Annotated in this window: 19 protein-coding genes and 1 pseudogene; 17 read left to right on the top strand and 3 right to left on the bottom strand. The window is 52.0% G+C overall.

Annotated features, from left to right (window positions below):
* The first annotated feature begins 73 nt into the window (after positions 1-73).
* The 14 genes from L1N82_RS13320 (at position 74) to L1N82_RS13255 (ending at position 14969) form a co-directional block, all read left to right on the top strand.
* Positions 74-646, top strand: coding sequence for a hypothetical protein (locus L1N82_RS13320; protein ID WP_235287909.1), 573 nt, complete (start codon positions 74-76; stop codon positions 644-646).
* A 184-nt stretch (positions 647-830) separates the two neighbouring features.
* Positions 831-1796: a DUF1861 family protein gene (locus tag L1N82_RS13315; protein WP_235287907.1), complete on the top strand. Its 966-nt coding sequence runs from the start codon at positions 831-833 to the stop codon at positions 1794-1796.
* 149 nt (positions 1797-1945) lie between these two features.
* Positions 1946-2152 (top strand): hypothetical protein, encoded by a 207-nt coding sequence (locus tag L1N82_RS13310; RefSeq protein WP_235287906.1) that lies wholly within the window; start codon positions 1946-1948, stop codon positions 2150-2152.
* A gap of 166 nt (positions 2153-2318) precedes the next feature.
* On the top strand, positions 2319-3362 hold the full coding sequence (locus L1N82_RS13305; RefSeq protein WP_235287904.1) for a sugar phosphate nucleotidyltransferase: 1044 nt from the start codon (positions 2319-2321) through the stop codon (positions 3360-3362).
* Complete coding sequence (locus tag L1N82_RS13300) at positions 3359-4522, top strand: glycosyltransferase family 4 protein (protein ID WP_235287902.1); 1164 nt, start codon at positions 3359-3361, stop codon at positions 4520-4522. Before L1N82_RS13305 ends, L1N82_RS13300 begins: the two co-directional genes overlap by 4 nt.
* Positions 4523-4535: 13 nt before the next feature.
* On the top strand, positions 4536-5645 hold the full coding sequence (locus L1N82_RS13295; RefSeq protein WP_235287900.1) for a glycosyl transferase: 1110 nt from the start codon (positions 4536-4538) through the stop codon (positions 5643-5645).
* A gap of 255 nt (positions 5646-5900) precedes the next feature.
* Entirely contained in the window at positions 5901-7856 is a 1956-nt protein-coding gene (gene pulA, locus L1N82_RS13290; protein WP_235287898.1) for a type I pullulanase, read from the top strand.
* 47 nt (positions 7857-7903) lie between these two features.
* On the top strand, positions 7904-8794 hold the full coding sequence (locus tag L1N82_RS13285) for a PhzF family phenazine biosynthesis protein (protein ID WP_235287896.1): 891 nt from the start codon (positions 7904-7906) through the stop codon (positions 8792-8794).
* A 307-nt stretch (positions 8795-9101) separates the two neighbouring features.
* Positions 9102-9398, top strand: coding sequence for an antibiotic biosynthesis monooxygenase family protein (locus L1N82_RS13280; RefSeq protein WP_235287895.1), 297 nt, complete (start codon positions 9102-9104; stop codon positions 9396-9398).
* A 147-nt stretch (positions 9399-9545) separates the two neighbouring features.
* Complete coding sequence (locus L1N82_RS13275) at positions 9546-9914, top strand: phasin family protein (protein WP_235287893.1); 369 nt, start codon at positions 9546-9548, stop codon at positions 9912-9914.
* Positions 9915-9945: 31 nt separating this feature from the next.
* On the top strand, positions 9946-11622 hold the full coding sequence (locus L1N82_RS13270; RefSeq protein WP_235287891.1) for an ABC1 kinase family protein: 1677 nt from the start codon (positions 9946-9948) through the stop codon (positions 11620-11622).
* A 93-nt stretch (positions 11623-11715) separates the two neighbouring features.
* The gene (locus L1N82_RS13265) at positions 11716-12141 is read left to right on the top strand and encodes an organic hydroperoxide resistance protein (protein ID WP_235287889.1); all 426 of its coding nucleotides are present in this window, start codon (positions 11716-11718) and stop codon (positions 12139-12141) included.
* 231 nt (positions 12142-12372) lie between these two features.
* Entirely contained in the window at positions 12373-14409 is a 2037-nt protein-coding gene (locus tag L1N82_RS13260; protein ID WP_235287888.1) for a beta-lactamase family protein, read from the top strand.
* A 218-nt stretch (positions 14410-14627) separates the two neighbouring features.
* A complete protein-coding gene (locus L1N82_RS13255) occupies positions 14628-14969 on the top strand; it encodes a hypothetical protein (protein WP_235287886.1) in 342 nt (113 codons plus the stop codon).
* A gap of 103 nt (positions 14970-15072) precedes the next feature.
* Here the strand turns inward: L1N82_RS13255 and L1N82_RS13250 are convergent, their stop codons facing one another.
* Together L1N82_RS13250 and L1N82_RS13245 are read right to left on the bottom strand one after the other, a co-directional pair.
* Complete coding sequence (locus tag L1N82_RS13250; RefSeq protein WP_235287885.1) at positions 15073-15255, bottom strand: hypothetical protein; 183 nt, start codon at positions 15253-15255, stop codon at positions 15073-15075.
* Between the two features lie 192 nt (positions 15256-15447).
* Positions 15448-15714, bottom strand: coding sequence for a GlsB/YeaQ/YmgE family stress response membrane protein (locus tag L1N82_RS13245; protein ID WP_235287883.1), 267 nt, complete (start codon positions 15712-15714; stop codon positions 15448-15450).
* Positions 15715-15914: 200 nt separating this feature from the next.
* Here L1N82_RS13245 and L1N82_RS13240 point away from each other — a divergent pair, with 200 nt between their 5' ends.
* The 3 genes and pseudogenes from L1N82_RS13240 to L1N82_RS23260 all read left to right on the top strand — a co-directional run.
* Positions 15915-16220 (top strand): hypothetical protein, encoded by a 306-nt coding sequence (locus L1N82_RS13240; RefSeq protein WP_235287881.1) that lies wholly within the window; start codon positions 15915-15917, stop codon positions 16218-16220.
* A gap of 116 nt (positions 16221-16336) precedes the next feature.
* Positions 16337-17704 carry a cytochrome P450 gene (locus tag L1N82_RS13235; RefSeq protein ID WP_235287880.1) on the top strand — a complete coding sequence of 456 codons (1368 nt, stop codon included), beginning with the start codon at positions 16337-16339 and terminating at the stop codon, positions 17702-17704.
* Between the two features lie 63 nt (positions 17705-17767).
* Positions 17768-18025, top strand: a pseudogene (locus L1N82_RS23260) (hypothetical protein); the annotation flags it as partial.
* Between the two features lie 3 nt (positions 18026-18028).
* On the opposite strand, the gene L1N82_RS13225 reads toward L1N82_RS23260, so the two are convergent.
* On the bottom strand, positions 18029-18925 hold the full coding sequence (locus L1N82_RS13225) for a LysR family transcriptional regulator (RefSeq protein WP_235287878.1): 897 nt from the start codon (positions 18923-18925) through the stop codon (positions 18029-18031).
* Positions 18926-19024: the final 99 nt, after the last annotated feature.

The raw sequence follows: 19024 nt of genomic DNA, 5'->3' as shown, positions 1-19024 counted from the left end.
AAGTAGGCTGCTTCTAGCCTGCGGCAGTGCAGGAGTTCGGGCAGGCTTTTCGACAGGGGAGAGGGGATCGTTAGTGGACTTTTCATTCGAGCATGTATCCGAAAGTTCAATTAATATGAAGTATAATTACGGAGGGGAATGGTTCACGTTCAATCTGTTTCTGCGTGATCATGAATGGGTTATTCACCCATTCGATTCCATGCTGATCCGTAATGAAGAAATGTGCCAGCTTGTTATGGCCGAGCTTATCAAGCATAAGGGCTTTCAGGTTATGCTGGCACGTGAGGGGATTTATCTGTCTTCTCTGCGGTCTACGGTGAATGTGTCCGGCCAGCAGAATTCGGAGGAAGAAGAGGATGATTATCCGGATTACTCCGGGGGACGGATTCGCGGCGGCGGCTCAGACATTGATGAGCTTATTGAGCATCACTCACTTGATGACCTGATACGTATGGAGATGGAGATTGTTGAAGACCGAATGTCGGTTTACAACCAGATTTTGCAGCGTATGTTTATGGAGGATCTCGGGCCGCATGATCCGGAATTCCAGAAGGTACAGCGTATGGTGAAGTCTTATGAGGCATGTAAGAGCGAGCTGGCTGCCCTTCTTGATAATTACGGTTTCGGTTCACGAAAAAGGTTTTAGCAGCAGGTTGATCTGCTGCCCAGATAAGGACTGCCGGCGCAGAGGGCCGGCAGTTTTTTTGTTTTTTGTTAAGACGTCTGCGTTCAAAACAAACTGGCTTGATTTTTTGTGAAGCTGTGAAAATAATAGAGTCGGATGGGGTATTGAGTAGGGACAACATTTCATGAAAGGCAGATGAGGAAGGATGCATAAGCAAAGAACAACTCTTAACTGCGACCTGCTTCTGAAGGAATTTCATGTGAAGGAAGTTCCAGTGCTAGACACCAGCAAGCTGACCTTCACAGGTGTTGGCAGCCGTGATGTTTATAATATAACCGCCCCGTTTACGGACGAAGGAATCGTACTGCTCGCAGGCCGGGTAGAATCGCGGGACAGCGAAAGCTCGGATGTCATGTTCTTTGCGCAGCAGGACAATGTGTGGGTACCTCAGAGGGAGCTTCCGGTATTCCAGCTGCAGGACCCGTTCATAACTAGGATCGGAGACGAGCTGATCATGGGTGGCGTTGAGACATACCCGCATCCTGAAGACGAGGGCAAGCTGATGTGGCGCACGGTGCTCTACAGAGGGAATAGGGCGAGCGAGCTTCATCCGTTCTTCACCGGCCCGGACGGAATGAAGGATATCCGGCTGGTCCAGCTTGATGACGGAGATATTGGTATATTTACCCGTCCTCAGGGCATCAAGGGAGGAAGAGGTAAAATCGGCTTTACCCGTACAGCCACAATTGAAGAGCTCACTATGGAACTGATCACAGAAGCCCCCTTGCTCGAAGGGCAGTTCACAGATGCGGAGTGGGGCGGTGTGAATGAAGCGCAAATACTGTCGAATGGTTTGGTTGGCGTACTGGGACATATAGCCCGGTTCGATGAACGAAATAACAGGCATTACTATCCTATGATTTTTGTATTAGACCCGGACACAGGGTGGTTCTCGGAAATCGAGCTTATTGCAGTTCGCAGTAATTTCCTGCCGGGACCGGCTAAACGCAAGGACTTGCACAATGTTGTGTTCAGCGGCGGACTGGTGCGGAATCCGGATGGGACAGCGGTCCTATACGCAGGGATAAGCGATGCGGAAGCCCACACCATTACCATTCCGGATCCCTTTATCAGGTATGAAAGCTCGGCAAGAAATATTGAGAAAAAGTAAGAAAACATGAATTTTATAAAGGTAGATTCTGCATAACAGGAATTAACGGATGTTTGCCGGGGTTGAGCAGTACCTCTCTTATGATTTATTAGTATTAATAGCAGTCAACGCTAGTGAGTGCTAATCTTTTGTGAGGAGGGATGCTTAACATGCTGCTTGAGAAGCCATTCATACGTAACAACTTGTTTATCCTGCATTGCAGGCAGTATGCGGCAGAGTCCGCTGCTTCCAAGTTTCCATCCGCAAGAAGAATGAAGGCATTCTGGTCCGGTGAAGTTCTGCTTGTTCCGCGGAGCGTTCGAAGCATTCGGAGACTAAGAAGAAGACTGAGAAGAGTCATTGCCCGCTATCCTTAACGATTGATAAAGCAATAATTATGCAGTCGTCAGTATCTTTTTTTTCATAACGGTAACCTGATAACCAAGCCGGTTGCGGCCGAATTATTTAGCGCTCATGGGAACATGATCGGTGAAGAGTTCCCATGCAGCAGGCTTATTTGTTATGTTAAGGAGGAGATTGCGAGTGAAAGCATTATTACTTGCCGGCGGCCTGGGTACACGTCTGCGTCCGCTGACTGAGCAGCTTCCGAAGCCGATGGCCCCCGTTGGTAACCGGCCGTGGCTCGAGCATCTGATCCTGCAGCTCAAGGAACAGGGAATAGAGGAGTTTGTCATTACCTTAAAGCATTATCCGGAGCTGATCCGCTCCCACTTTGGAGATGGCAGCCGGTTAGGCGTATCTATTGCTTATACAGTCGAAGAAGAAGCGCTTGGAACAGCCGGCGCGATTAAGAATGCCGAGCACTTGCTCGGCGAACGGTTCCTTGTGTTCAATGCGGATGTCATCCAGAAGGTTGATATCCTGCCGCTTATCGAATTTCACAAACAGCACGGCGGGGTTGCGACGATTGGCCTCACTCAAGTTGAGGACCCTTCACAATTCGGTGTAGTGGACATTACCCCTTCGGGCCGGATTTTAAAATTTATAGAGAAACCGCAGCCAGGACAAGCGCCATCGGATCTAATTAACGCCGGTGTCTATCTGCTTGACCGTCAGGCGCTATCCTTGATCCCGGCAGGCAAAGAGGTATCCATTGAACGAGAAACCTTCCCGCTCCTCATCCAGCAGGGACTAGGTGTCTACGGCTGTCACATGCGCGGTTACTGGCTGGATATGGGAACCCGGGAACGCTACCGCAAGGTGCATTGGGATATTCTAGACCGTACCTTCCCGCTCCCGATTCCAGGTTCCGAGCAGCGTAAAGGGATATGGGTAGGAGAGGACTGTGTCATTGGCTCGGGTGTACTGCTGATTCCGCCCGTCCTTATAGGAAACCGTGTGCATATTGGAGATAAGGCAATAATCGGGCCTAACACAGTCATCGGCAATGACTGCCGGATTGAAAGGGAAGCACGATTGTCCGAAACCATTCTTTGGGATAAATGCCGTGTAAGCCGAGGAGCACACCTCTACCAGTGCGTCTTCGGTTATGAGGCGGAGGCCGGGACAGGCCATGTGTTGTACGAAGCCGTTGTAAACCGAATGAAGGAGGCTATGACCGTATGACCAAGATCGCATACATCGGAACTTATGTCCCTCAAAAATGCGGAATCGCAACCTATACGCATCACCTTAGACAGAGCATACGTGCAGCGAAGGGATGGACGGGCATTGATCCTGTCATAGCCGTAACGCCAGCGGGCTGGGCTGAGGAGCATACGGACCCGGCGCTGCAGACGCTGGAGAAGGAGGATCGTGACGCCTACCGCAAGCTGGCTGAACGTCTGAACACAAGTGATGTGGCAGTCGTGTCGCTTCAGCATGAATTTGGTATTTTTGGCGGCGAGGCTGGAAGCTACATTCTGGATTTTATTGAACGGCTGGAGAAGCCTCTTGTGGTAACCTTCCATACCGTGTTTGAAAATCCGCAGGAGCCGTACCGCAGCATCCAGCGCCAGATTGCCGAGCAGAGCGACCTGATTCTGGTCATGAACCGCCAGGCCGGTTCTTATCTGGAGCGTTCGTTCCACATTTCCCGCGATAAAATCAAGTACGTGCCGCACGGCACGCCAGAGCCTGCACCGGGCAAGCGGGAAGCGTTCAGGGAAGCACATGGCTGGAACGGGCGAAAGGTGCTAATGACGTTCGGGCTGCTTAGCAGGGGCAAGGGCCTAGAGACGATCATCCGCGCGCTTCCAGAAGTAGTCAAGGAAATCCCTGATGTTCTGTATGCCATTGTGGGACAGACCCACCCAGAAGTGCGAAAACATGAAGGAGAAGCATATAGGGAGGAGCTGCAGGACTTGGCTCTTGAGCTCGGCGTACAGAACCATGTGGTAATGATAGACCGCTATGTGGAGGAGGACGAGCTGGTCGGCTACCTTTCGGCTTGCGATCTCTATGTGACGCCTTACCCGGGCATGCAGCAGATTACGAGCGGCACACTGGCGTATGCTGTTGGACTCGGGCGCCCTGTTCTCAGTACACCTTATGCTTATGCCAAGGATTTGCTCGGAAGCCATCCCTATCTCCTGCTGCCGCCAAGCGAACATCAGGTCTGGGCTTCCCGCATGATCTCCATATTGTCGGATGATCATGTGCTCAGCCGGTGGGAGGACAAGATGGCGAAGATTGGCGAAAGCATGCACTGGTCTAAGTCCGGCGCTCTGCATCTGCGATTGTTTGGACAGTTAGTCCGGGATTATCCTGTTCTTCAAGCCAACTAAGGGGGGATGAACAGTGGAAACAGCCAAGGCTTCGATTCGGCACCTTCGAAGGATGACGGACGATACGGGATTAATTGAGCATGCCCTCGGATTGCTGCCGAGGCGGAAGGAAGGCTACACCACTGATGATAATGCTAGAGCCTTGTGGGCATGTGTAGAGTGGATGAAGCTGAGCTCCGGGAAGGCAGATGAGTGGGATGAGCTTGCTGACACTTATCTTGCTTTCCTGCTGTGGATGCAGCGTGAAGACGGTTCCTTTCACAATAATGTTGCCTACGACCGGCAGCTGGAGCAGGAGGAACCGTCCGATGACTGCTTTGGAAGAACGGTCTGGGCAGCTGCCAGCGCGTGGCTTGGCCTGCCGGATGACGACCGCAGGATTGCGGCGGAATCCTTATTGACCCGCTCGGCACAGCAGGTGGAGAATCTCAAGTTCCCGCGGGGCTGGGCCTACACACTTGCAGCATATTCCGCAATTATGCGAGATCCGCTGCGGCAGCCCGTTCAGGGCAGCAGAGCGGACTGGGAACAACAGCTTAGGCTGCGTGAGAGAGTAGAATGGCTGGAGAGCAGGCTGCTGGATCAGTATAAACGGCATGCTGTTAAAGGGTGGAGCTGGTTCGAACCGTCTATGACTTACGGTAACGGTGTCCTGCCTTGGTCGCTGTTTATGTCCTATCAGGTGACTGGTTCTGAGGAAGCCCGCCGCGCAGCGCGCGAGTCACTGGATATGCTCCGAAAAATCATGACCGCCCCGGAGGGTTGGATCCGTCCGGTCGGGAACGAGGCATGGGCTACAGCAGATCACGTAAGTCAGTGGGATCAACAGCCTCTTGAGGTAATGAAGCTTGCCCTGGCAGCTAAGGAAGCTTATTTGGTGGAGTGGAAGAGAGAGGATGCGGATACGGTAAGGCGCTGCCGCGAGTGGTTCCACGGAAGCAACGATTGCTCAGTCAGATTGGCTGACATGGATGAAGGAAGCTGTTGTGACGGATTAACGCGGGGTGGTCCAAACCGCAATAAGGGAGCAGAATCTACGCTGTCCTATCTGCTCACGGAAGCCTTTTACAATGAAACAGTCTTCTTAACCCAGGAGAGGGAGGCACAGCTGTATTCTGGATAAAAGAGACTGTTATTTGAACAGAGCGATGGTTCGTAACGAAGAGTCTTGCGGATCATCGCTCTTCTTACATGCAGCTGCCTTATTCCCCGCTTGATGCCTGCGCGCCTAAATTATTTGGTAATGGTTACCCTCTAGCAGATTGTTCGCTATACTGATGAAATAGGCAATATACCGCGATAGGGTTACGATTCCCAAGGTTTTGTGGTAAAGAACAGTTAGACCTAACACGATAACTGTCATAAGGAGGAGAGGGATGTGGCCATACAGAGAGAGCAGGACGCACCAATAGACTACGGGGATGTTTCAGTAACGGGTGGTCTGTCCGTCTTTTCCGAAGAGTTTGATGACCATTTTTATTATGACGGCGATGATTTGGGGGTTGTCTGCGCAGAGGGGCAGACCCGCTTCAGGCTGTGGGCTCCAACGGCTTCCGAAGCTCAGGTTATGCTCTATGAATCCGCCAAAGGCTCGGCTGTTCGCGTATTCAAGATGCAGCGGTCCGTGAAGGGGACCTGGCTTGTTGAGGCAGATGAACCGCTGGAAGGCTTTTACTACACGTATCTGGTCAAGATAGGCTCTCAGTGGAATGAGGCTGCCGATCCCTATGCGAGGATGGTGGGGATTAATGGTGACCGTGCTTATATCGGCAGTATGGCACTCACCAATCCGGAAGGCTGGGGGGTAGAGAAGCCTGCTGTGCAATCTCCCCTGGATGCTATCATCTATGAGCTGCATATACGTGATCTGTCCATTCATCCGGACAGCGGAATTCATCACAAAGGAAAATTCCTCGGGCTTGCTGAGGAGGGGACGACAGGCCCGGAGGGCATACACACCGGCCTCGATCATATTGCAAGTCTGGGCGTTACACATGTTCAGCTGCTTCCTGTCTTTGATATCAGTTCGGTGTCCATTGATGAGACGAGTGATACGCCGGATTACAACTGGGGCTATGACCCGCAAAACTATAATGTACCGGAGGGTATTTATGCCACTGATCCTCATGATCCCATGTGCAGGGTACGTGAGCTGAAGCAGCTGATCCATACGCTGCACCGCCGCGGTCTGCGGGTCATTATGGACGTTGTATATAATCATGTATATGACGGGTTTCGCGCGAATCTGGCCAAGCTTGTCCCGGGTTATTATATGCGGCACTGGCCGGACCGTACACTGTCAAACGGGTCTCACTGCGGGAATGATGTGGCTTCCGAACGTCCTATGGTCCGCAAGTTTATCGTGGATTCAATCCTGTATTGGGCCAGGGAATACCGGATTGACGGGTTTCGCTTCGACTTGATGGGTCTTCTGGACATCGATACGATGCTGGAAGTAAAGCATAGGCTTCATGAAATCGACCCGTCTACTATAATAATTGGCGAAGGGTGGATTATGGACACTGCTTTGCCGGCAGAGCAGCGGGCCAATATGAGGCATGCCGGGCGGCTGCCAGGTATAGGCATATTCAACGATCAGTTCCGTGATACGGTGAAGGGGAGTGCACTTGACCCGGCGCGGAGAGGTTTTGTCAATGGAAGCTGGGATCACGGCTATGAAATGAAGAGAGCGGTTGTCGGCGGAACTGCGTACGATTCAGGAATGAAGGTGTTTGCGGAGGAGCCGGTTCAGTCGGTGAATTTTGTGGAGTGTCATGATAATCATACATTGTGGGATAAGCTTATTATAACCAATCCGGATGATCCTGAGCCCGTTCGCCAGCAGATGCACCGGCTCGCCACTTCCATAGTCTTGACCAGCCAAGGGATCGCGTTCCTCCATGCGGGACAGGAATTTATGCGAACCAAGCAGGGCATTGAGAACAGCTACAAGTGCGGCGATGATATTAACGCGATGGATTGGCAGCGTTGTGCCCGCCACCAGGATCATGTCGAGCAGGTCCGTACCTTGATCAGGCTTCGCAGAGAGCACCCGGCCTTCCGGCTGCGCACCACAGAGGCGATCCGGAGCCATCTGGTCTTTGAATCTACTCCGGATGCCAGGAGTCTGGCATTTACGCTCCGCAACCATGCCGGGGGAGATGCATCGAAGCATTTGCTGATCCTGCACCATGCCAGTCAGGACAAGATCAGCTTGCGGCTTCCGCAGCTAGGAGAGTGGAAGATGCTCTATACTGATATGCGCCTGCATCAGCTGGACAGCCAGCAGGCTGTAGCCGAAGGGATTGGCACTTTGATTCTTGCCATTGATTAAAACAGCATGGCAAGCGCTGCTATATAGTTGGAGAGGATGGTTGGAGATTGAAACAGGTGCAGGTCTATCACTATGATGCTTTCTCGAAGATTCCCGGGAAAGGCAACCCGGCGGGGGTTGTCCTGGATGCGGGTCATCTCACAGACGAGGAGATGCAGGCAGCTGCTAAAGCCATCGGCTTTAATGAAACGACATTTATCCTGCCTTCTGAAGCTGCTGATTTCACGTTCAAGTATTTTACACCCGGTCATGAAATGAATCTCTGCGGCCACGGGACCATGGGGGCGGTCAGGTGTATGATGGATCAAGGCCTGCTGGAGGGCAAATCGGTCGTAACAATTGAAACGAAAGCGGGAATCCTGCCCATTGAGCTTCAGCAGGTGCCGGAATATCCGCTCGTTATGAAGCAGGCCGCACCGCAATTCAAGTCCTATGCAGGAAACAAGCAGGCCTTAATGGAATCGATCGGGCTGACGCTTGACGATTTGGATGAGTCCATGCCGATCGTCTATGGCAGTACTGGAACCTGGACGCTGCTCATTCCGGTTAAGGAGCTGTCGGCATTTGCCGCGATGAAGCCGGATAACGCCCGGTTTCCAGCTCTCCTGGAGGAGATGCCAAGAACCTCTCTCCATCCATTCTGCATGCAAACCCTTCACGAAGATGCTGTTACGCACGCCCGGCATTTCTCATCGCCCTATTCAGGCACAATTGAGGACCCTGTTACCGGTACAGCTTCGGGCGTCATGGGCGCTTATTATTTGACCTATATTGAGCCTCAGCTCAATTCAGCCGAGCTTACGATTGAGCAGGGGCACGAGATGGGCAGAGACGGGAAGGTGCGGGTCCGAGTGAGCCGGTCCGAGAATCAAGCTATTGATGTCCAGATCGCCGGCAATGCCGTGTGTGTCCGGAGCTTTACGGTAGATATTGGTTAGAAGAATACTGTCATATCTGGCATGTCAGCCGAATAGTTATATAGCGGGAGACGTAAGCGGCAGTCAGACCAGGAGAGGAGAAGCCTGACAAAGGAGTATTACAGCAGTACACGGAGGGGAAAACAATGGGTGTCGATACGCTCATTCAACTGCTCATACTGATTGTAATGATCGTCGGGCTAACTGGTCGTTCTGGAAACTCATAAGATTTTTGTAAAAAACCGGGATACTTCGCTATTCCGGTTTTTTACGTGCTACAATATGGGAATTAAATGAAATCATCTATACATGAGGGAGCTGGACATCCATGATACTGGAACAAGCGGAATTGCAAGTGAAAGCGGGAATGGGACAGGCATTCGAAGAGGATTTTCGCAAGGCTTCACGTATCATCTCATCCATGAAGGGCTATATCAGTCACGAGCTCCACAAATGCATGGAGGTATCGGACAAGTATCTGCTGCTGGTCAGGTGGGAGACACTTGAGGACCACACAGAGGGATTTAGAGGATCAGCGGAGTACCAGGACTGGAAACAGCTACTGCATCACTACTATGACCCGTTCCCAGTGGTTGAGCATTATACCTCCATTGATCTGAAATAAGAAAAGCCGGAGGGTTAACGGTGCGATCCCGAATTGGGATTTTCAGCATTTTTGCGATATGATGGAGTCAGGCGCGCATTGCACCGCCATGTTAACAAGAGGACAACGGCTGAACGTTCACTACTAAAACACTGGAGGTTGAGGTTGATGAATGAACTGTTGAAGAAGGCATTGTCGCTAGGCGTAGGCATTACCGTCACGAGCAAGGAGAAGGTCGAGAAGTATGTAGACGAGCTGGTCCGCAAGGGTGAGGTCGCACCAACTGAGTCCAAGGCACTTGTTAACCGGCTGGTTCAGCGGGGCGAAGAAGAACAGACACAGATAAAGCAGATGATCCGTGAACAGCTTCAGCAGCTGCTGGTGGAGCTTAACATGGCGACAAAGGAAGATATTGCGCGTCTGGAGAAGCGGGTCGAGAAGCTGGAGCAGCCGCTGCCGCCGCTTGAACCATCATCTGCTTCCGCAAATACCGGGCAGGAGGCTTCTGTCGCACCTTCGGTAGACCCGCAGCCTTAATTGAACCAATACAGCGAAAGGAGCCTGCCCCATGATCAGGAAACGGATACGACATATTAACCGCTACCGGGATATCGCATCAGCGCTGATCCGTCATGGGTTTGGCTTCATCGTGCAGGAGATAGATGTCTTCCATATGCTGCCCCTGCCTGTCCGAATGTTTCAGGAGCCGGCCAGCGTTCCCAAAAAATCGGTTGCCCACCGCATTCGTCTCGTCATTCAGGAGCTGGGGCCGACCTTCGTTAAGCTTGGGCAGCTCGCCAGCACCCGTCCTGACGTATTTCCGGAGGAGATGGTGCGGGAGCTGGAGAAGCTTCAGGATCAAGTGGAGCCGTTCAATTATGAGGAAGTATGCAGGATCATCGAATCCGAGCTGGATATGCATATGGACGATATCTTCGCCCGCTTCAGCCAGACCCCGCTCGCCGCAGCTTCCATCGGCCAAGTTCATCTGGCGGAGCTGGCGGATGGCGAGCGGGTGGCGGTTAAGGTGCAGCGGCCGGATATCGAGGAGACGATACGGACGGATTTTGAAATTTTGCAAAACCTGGCGCTACTGGCCGAGAACCGTTTCGAATGGGCAAAGCGGTATCAAATCGTCAAGATGATTCAAGAATTCGGCAAGTCACTGCTCCAGGAGCTGGATTATACAATAGAAGCCAAGAACACAGAAACGATTGCGAAGCAGTTCGCTGACGATTCGAATATCTACATACCGGCTGTTCATTGGGCTTACAGCACGACCAGAGTGATGGTGATGGAGTATGTAGACGGAATTAAGGTCAGCCATGATGCCGAGCTGGTAGAGCTTGGCTATAACAAGAAGAAGATTGCCCAGCGCTTCACCCGCGCCATGCTTCACCAGATATTCATAGAAGGCTTCTTCCATGCAGACCCGCATCCTGGTAATATAATGATCCTCCCGGATGAGCGGATTGCCTTCATTGATTTCGGTATGATCGGGCGTTTGACACAGGAGATGAAGCAGCATCTGTCTTCACTCATCATCGCCTTGATGAGACAGAGTACAGATGGCATAATCAAGACGGTTCTGAGAATGGGAATCGTCAAACAAGATGTGAACACGGCGCAGCTGCGCAAGGATATTAATATACTGCGGGAAAAATATTACGGCGTTCCGCTCAGCGAGGTTAGCCTGGGCGAGGCAGTGAATGATCTCTTCGACACAGCCAACCGTCACCAGATCCAGATACCTGTTGATCTCATTCTGGTTGGCAAAGCGCTGCTTACTATGGAAGGGGTGGCCGAACGGCTGGACCCCGAAATCAGTATGGTAAAGCTGGCCGAGCCGTTCGGCCGGCGGCTGCTGAAGGACCGCTTCCACCCGCGCAAGATCGGTGAAACGCTGTGGAAGGATATGATGGACTATGGAGAGCTTCTGGTTCATTTTCCGAAGCAGCTGAGGGAGCTCATGAATGTGGTCAAGAATGGTCATATGCGGCTGGAAATCAGTGTGCCCGAGCTGGATGTGTTCCTCCGAAAGCTGGATCGGATCAGCAACCGGCTCTCGTTCAGCATTGTCATGCTTGCGTTCAGCATCATTATGATGGGTCTTATTATCGGCTCCTCCTTCACCCGCCAGCCTACTGTGCTTTCTAATGTTCCGGCACTTGAGATTGGGTTCACAATCGCGGTGCTGATGTTTGTCTGGCTGCTCTATTCCATCTTTAAATCCGGCAGGTTCTGACGGTTGGGAGCAAGCAGTACGGAGGGGCGTTTAAGGGTTCGCCCCAATAGGGTATACCTGTATTGTAGGCATAACCGATTGGAGGGATTAACAATGAACCCGCTTTACACAGCAGAAGTGACAGCGAAGGGCGGCCGTGAAGGACAGGTCGTTTCGTCAGATGGTGTAATTAATCTGGATGTGAAGATGCCAAAATCGCTTGGCGGAGCCGGGGGAGAAGGGACAAACCCTGAGCAGCTGTTTGCCGCCGGATATGCGGCATGCTTCGACAGCGCGCTTAACCTGGTCATCCGCAACAAGAAAGTACAGGGTGTGAAGGGAACAGAGGTTACAGCCAAGGTGTCCATCCTCAAGGATGAGACAGACAATGGCTTTAAACTGGAAGTATCCTTGAATGCCAAGGTGGATGGCGTCGATCAGCAAACCGCTCAGGATCTCATTGAGCAGGCGCATCAGGTCTGCCCATACTCCAAGGCAACAAGAGGGAACATCAAAGTAAACCTGCAGGCTGAAGGGTAATCCAGGTCTCTTGCGGGAACATAAATAGAGCAGCGTCTTTCTCTGTGGAGAGAGACGCTGCTTTTTTTCGTGCGTCAAGAGAGGGTATAAGGTCCAGTTCATTTTCCCGCCGCAGGTCGGATTCATAGGCTGGACCCCGGTCTGTGTTCCGGCGAAGAGGCTGCAGGTATGATGTGATTAACAGCAGGAGACGGACTACATCGTACGAACATATGAGAGGAGAGAGACAATTTGATCACTACGCTTAACACTGAGTTCAAGCCCGGAACCAACCGTTGGTTCCGCCGGGCCGCAGCCGGACTGCTGGCATTGTCGCTGCTTGCGGCGCCACTGGCCGCAATGGCGGAAGCGGCTTCCCCTGCTGCCGCTGGGGGGCCAACCGACCCGAAGGAGGTAGAGGCATTCGCGGATTCATTCTTCGAAACACCCGAGATCAAGGATAAGCTGACAGGCGCTGCATTTACTGTCGTAGCGGATGGCAAAGTAGTATTGAACAAAGGCTACGGATACGCCGATGTTGAGAGCCGCCTGCCGGTCGACCCTGACAAGACGATGTTCCGCATGGCGTCTGTATCGAAGCTGTTTACGGCAACCGCCTTGATGCAGCTGGTGGAGGAGGGGAAGGTCAGCCTTGATGACAAGGTGGAGCAATATTTGAACGGGATCACATTCCCGAACAAGACAGGCAAGCCGCTGTTAATCCGGCATCTGCTGACCCACACGACCGGATTTGAATTTACGGATTCGGTTGCCGCTCCTTCCGAACAGACAGAAAGCGGCTACTCGCTAGAACAATTTATCAAGGATGCCCGGCCCAATATCGTCATTCCTCCGGGTGAAGCTTACCGCTACGATAACTATGCTTTCAATCTGCAGGGACTGGTTGTCCAGAATGTGACCGGGAAGCCCTTCGAAGAGGTTGTGGAGGAGCGTATCTTCGATCCGCTTGGCATGGATGACAGCGACTTCGAGATCACCGGCCAGGTAACCAGCCAGCTTGCAACCGGTTATGATAAGAGCGGGAAGGCTTATCCAGTGTATCCGATGGTACCTGCGATCTCACCTGATGGCGGAATGTTTGCTACAAATTCAGATATCGCGAAGTATATGCTGGCCAACCTTAACGGAGGCAAGCTCGGGGATCAGCGGATTCTTAATGCGGACACAACTGCCCTAATGCATAAGGTGCATGTTGGCATCCATGAGGAGCTGCCGAACGCAGGACTCGGCTTCGAAATGTTCTTTCACCAATCCTTTAACGGCCAGGTGGTCATTGGAAAAGGCGGCGACCTTCAGGGCTACCATTCATGGCTCTGGCTGCTGCCGGAGAAGAACGTGGGCGGCTTCATTGTCACGAACACCGATGCGGTGGATGTGCGGGTTGCGCTGTTCGATGCCTTTATGGATCATTATTACCCGCATGCGGACCAGCCGCGGCAGCCTATAGATGCCAGCAAGTCAGAACTGCAGCGCTATGAGGGCATCTACCGGAATCTCCGGGTGCCTCTGTTATTCTATGAAGTAAAGCCTGAGCAGGGCTATCTGCTGGTTAAAGATATCTACGGAGAGAGCAAGCTGAGGCAGGTTGGACCGCTTCTGTTCCAGGATGAGCGTGGTAATCTCGCTGCTTTCAAAGAAGACGGCTCAGGCAAGGTGGCCTATTTTTACTACACTATCCCGGATTCCTGGGCAGCGAAGGCCCCCGAATTAGAGCCATATAAGGATGTGCCAGCCGGGCATGAGTACGCTGAATACATCTATAAAATGCGGAGCCTTGGCGCTTCATTGGACTTGGAACACGCGGAAAGCTACGGTCCAGCCGAGCCCGTAACACGTGCGGAGTTTGCGGCGCAGATACTGAAGATAGCAGGTATTAATCCTTCCAGAACACCGTCTGTCTTCAAGGACGTGAGGGGCCATCGCTATGAACCGGAAATTCAAACCCTGACAGAGCTTCAAGCCATACAAGGCACGAAGAACGGGAAGTTCAAGCCTGACCGGCCGATAACAAGAGAGGAAGCCGCCTACATGCTGCACCGTTTCGCTAAGAGCTTTGGCTTCCCTGATTTCACAGCCAAGCTGGCGGGTAAGACATCGGCCTGGGCGGAGGAGTCCGTACAATTCATCGTTGGAGCCGGCCTCTATGGACCAGAGGTTACGGTGGATGAGAAGGGTGCGGCACATTTCCGCTCGAAGGATCGTTTGCTCCGCCAAGAATCTGCTCTTATGCTGATAAAGTTAATTGATATCGTGAAAACCATTCTTTAATGAGATATAACGAGCTAACCGGGTCTGCGCAGGCAGGCCTGGTTTTGCTGATGATTCACCTTAGGAAGTGAGGCTGGGAGGGATTATAAGGGGAGTAAGGGAGCCGTCTGATCTTCTTATTGATGATCAATCTGCCGATAATAGAATTAGGCACCGATGGTATGTCAGCAAATGCTGACCATCAGCACCGATTAGACCGACAAACGGAGGGCTTCAACATGGCAATTACGAGCAGAGATATTGTAAAGACCCTGACAGATGCGGCAGGCTATACACTGGACACACGGGACTGGGAAACCTTCCGCAGAAGTGTAATGACCATATCCACATGTCTAAACCTTGAACCGGAGGTTGCCTGCGAGCTGCATCTGGCGTATATGTATACGCTGTGGGAGGGAGAATTTATGGAAACAATCCACGATATCTGTATCCGGATCCATGAATCTGCCAGAGAAGCCGAGCTGCCCTTCGAAATTCTGGAGGTCATTGCGCATGCTGCACAGCCGAAGCCTGTCTTCCGGGCACTGGTGCAAAAATATTCCGATTCTTATGCCGGGTAAACGAATGTAAACTGGATATCTGAAAATAGAGCATCCCGTATAAGACGTCTCTTGTCCTTGGCGTCTTGTACAGGATGCTCTTTGTTATAGCAGCAGGGATAAATCAGTTGCCGCCATAGCTGTCCGGGCTGCCGCCTTTACGTCCTTCAGAACCTACCATTCGGGTTCCTGTACCACTGGTAGCGTTAACGTTATAGCTTCCTTCATGCTTGCCGTCACTCGTCTTCTTAGGGTCCGTGACCTGCTTATCCTCGGGCTTGGACTGGTGATCCATATTTTCTGGCATCTGTCTCACCTCCATATCGATCGTCTAACATTTATTACCCGCCGGGCGGGTGAACGAAGCGCTGCTGCCCGGTCAGTGATTACTTATGGTCAAGCAACAAGTAGACCCTCGGCTTCCGGAGGGAAGCTTCGAGGGTCTTGAAGTTTACTATAGTAACAACAGGCATACATATTTAGATTCATTTAATCAGAATTAGCTGTGACCACGGTCCCGGCTGCGCATCATGCGCATGATGGCGCTCACGATAAGCACAAGGACGATTGCACCAATCAGAGCAGGGATTAAGTGGATGTCTCCTACCTCAGGACCCCAGCTTCCAAGCAGCAGGCCGCCGAGCCATGCACCGATAATACCTGCAATGATGTTACCAATAATACCGCCAGGAATATCGCGTCCTGTAATCAGTCCTGCGAGCCAACCAATGACACCACCGATAATTAGATACCATAGAAATTCCATGCTTTTCATCTCCCTTGCGTTTAGTATGGTTTGTCTGTCTGCCTCTAATTACCCCGTCATTCGGGAGTGAAACATGTGACTGTAAACCTATTGTTTGGTGGGAATATGAGTCTGGGGAATTTGGGATCGCTGCCTTGCAGATGTATAATAAGCCATACGGAGAACTGAGAAAATGGATAATGGATTTGGGGGAGAGGATCATGGAGTGTCTCGCGAAGCAGTCATATTACAAGGTGAAGCGTGTCGTTACAGGACTTGAGCAGCAGAATATAGTGGCTGACCGGGTCATGTATCTGTATGCGGATAAAATCGTCACCCAGCATAGGCAGTTTCCGATCCGGGAGGTGTTCGATATGTCATACCGCAGGCTCGGCGGAGGAGAAGGGGGCTTTCTATATCTGCATACAAGCAAGGGGGTATATTCGTATACAGTACACGAAGACCCGCAGCCTTTCATCCGGATCTTCAAGGATCATTCGGCGAAAGTATGGAAGGGGGACAAGTAACGGACAGCTTTGTCGTTATCCTAATTTTCCGAAGCCGGCATACGTATAAGAGATCAAGCTTCCGCTTCCTGTACAGACATAAGGGATAGCCAATCTGCTGCAGAGGAGTTGACGTTATGCGTAAACCGATGAATGCTGTGCCAGGTCCAAGGCCGATACCGATTCTGGGCAATTTCCTGGACCTAGGCGCAAATCCGCTTAAATTTTTCTCTAGCTGTACGGACAAATACGGCCCTGTCGTCAAGCTGACTCTTGAGAAAGACAGAGATATGTATATTCTCAGCCGTCCGGAGGACATCCGGTATGTGCTCGTGAATACGCAGAAGCAGTTCAAGAAGGGCTATCAGCGGGACCGTATATTGAATCTGGTCCTGGGCAATGGTCTGATCACGAGTGAGGGGGATTTCTGGCTGCGCCAGAGAAGACTGTCTCAGCCGGCTTTCCATCAGAGCAGAATTAACAGCTATGCAGCAGTGATGATTCAGAGCGCTTCGCGGATGCTGGAGAGCTGGCAGGATGGCGAAATCCGCGATATTCATCAGGATATGATGCACTGTACAATGGAAATCGTTGCCCGTACGCTGTTCAATGTGGATTTGTCTTCATCCGAGGATGCCAAGACAGTGGGAAGGGCGCTTGATCAGGTGCTGCATCAATATGTGAAGCAGTCGACCAGCGTCAGCAGGCGTCTGCTGGAGATGCTGCCGGTGCAGCTCCCGCTGCGCGGCCATGCGGAGCTGAGGCAGAGTGTCGAGGAACTCGACCGGATGATCTTCACTATCATCGAGCAGCGAAGACAGCAGGAAGACCAGGATCATGGCGATCTGCTGTCCATGCTGCTGCAGGCACGTGATGATGATGGTACAGGCATGACAGATGAACAGCTGCGCGATGAAGTGATGTCCCTCTTCCTTGCCGGTCATGAGACAACGGCGAATGTGCTCGGATGGAGCTTCTATGCGCTCGGCCAACACCCTGCTGCTTACCGCAAGCTGACAGATGAGCTGGACAAGGTGCTTCAGGGCCGTCTGCCCGGCATGGAGGATATACCGCGGCTGGCGTATACACAGTCTATTGTGAAAGAGTCCATGCGCCTTTATCCGCCGGTGTGGATGATATCCCGCGAAGCGCTAACGGATGTGGAGTTTGACGGCTGCACGCTTCCCGCAGGGTGCGAGATCGCGTTAAGCCAGTGGATTATGCACCGCCACCCGGATTACTTCCCTGAGCCGAAATCATTCATACCCGAGAGATGGACCAGCGAGTTTGAGGAAAATCTCCCGCCTTACGCCTATTTTCCATTTGGCGCAGGTCCACGCGTATGTATTGGCAGTAATTTTGCCATGATGGAAGCGGTGCTTCTGCTCGCGGCAGTCGCGCAATCGTATACATTGGAACTGCTCCCCGAGCATGCTGTCGTTTTGGAGCCGTCTATTACCTTGAGACCGCGGAATGGAATCAAGGTCAAGCTGACGACCAGATGACATGAGAGCAGCAAAGGCTGCTGAAGATCACTATATAGAGCAGATGGCCGGCGAAAGCCGGTACAGCTTCAAGCGGAATCCCTCCAGCTGCAAAAAGAAGCAAAATCAGGCATGTCTCTGGATGTGCTGCTTCCGGATGCCTATGCACTTGTTTGCGAGGCAGCCAAGAGAACGTTGGGATTACAGCCCTACAAAGTCAAGATCATGGCTGCCATCGCTATTGTCAAGCCAAGTACGATAGTTCCTATGAAAAGGATTCGTCAGCGGTACTCCACCCCAAAGCAGGAGCAGAAGCCATCCTGTTCTAGCAGGGAAATCTGACAACTAGCCGGGGGTTGCACCTGTTCCACCAAGCAGCTCCAGCAATGTGCGGATCGGGGAGGTCAACCAGCGGTCACGCTGGCAGCAGGCAAAGATGAAACGTTTGGTGCTCAGCTCCGGAATCGGGCGGTACTTCAGAAGCCCACGGTCCGCTTCTTCTTCAATGGCCATCTGCGAGATGAAAGAGACACCCATTCCTGCACGGACAGCCCGTTTGATCGTTTCCAGCGAGTCGGCTTCCATATTAACCCTAAGTTTCATACCGTGGTGCTCCGCCCACTCTTCAGTTATCCGCCGCGTCGTTGATTGACTGTCATGCAGGATGAACGGTTCCCCGGCAATGTCGCGCGGGGTAATGGTCCCCCTGCCCGAGAACGAATGCGTGTTGGGAAACGCCAGGACAAGATCGTCCGAGCGGACCGGATTTATGTGAAGCGACGGATTTTCAAATGCCGGATAAGAAATCAGTCCGACGTCGATGCTGTGTTCTTCGAGCATGGCCAGCACGGTTGGTGCGGGGTTTAACTTTAAACGGACGGTAATGCCCGGGTACATTTGAGCCAAGCGGTCAATCGCTTCAGGCAGCAAATAGGTTCCGGGCACATAGCTGGCGCCGATGGTAAGGGTGCCGCGATCAAACGTTTGATATTCCCCGAGCACTCTCTTGGCCTCCTGAGACAGCGCCAGTATTTTTGAGGCATAGTGAAGCAGTGCGTTTCCCGCTTCTGTCAGCAGCACTTTGCCGGCACGGTGCTCAAACAAGGGAACCCCCATCTCTTCCTCCAGACTTTTCATATGAAACGTAACAGAGGGCTGCTTTATGCCCAGATGCTCAGCGACCAAGGTTACCTTCTTGTAACGCGCTATACCCACAACGACCTCCAGTTTCTTAGTATTCATTTCCAACTTCCCCCTCTATTATCTATCCATTCCATCCGACTATGTATTGTTCTAATTATAGATAAAATCTATGAAAATATATATCTATTAATAAAATAT

Source organism: Paenibacillus tarimensis (genome assembly GCF_021532315.1).
Classification (GTDB): domain Bacteria; phylum Bacillota; class Bacilli; order Paenibacillales; family Paenibacillaceae; genus Paenibacillus_I; species Paenibacillus_I tarimensis.
This window is presented reverse-complemented; position numbering and strand designations above follow the sequence as displayed.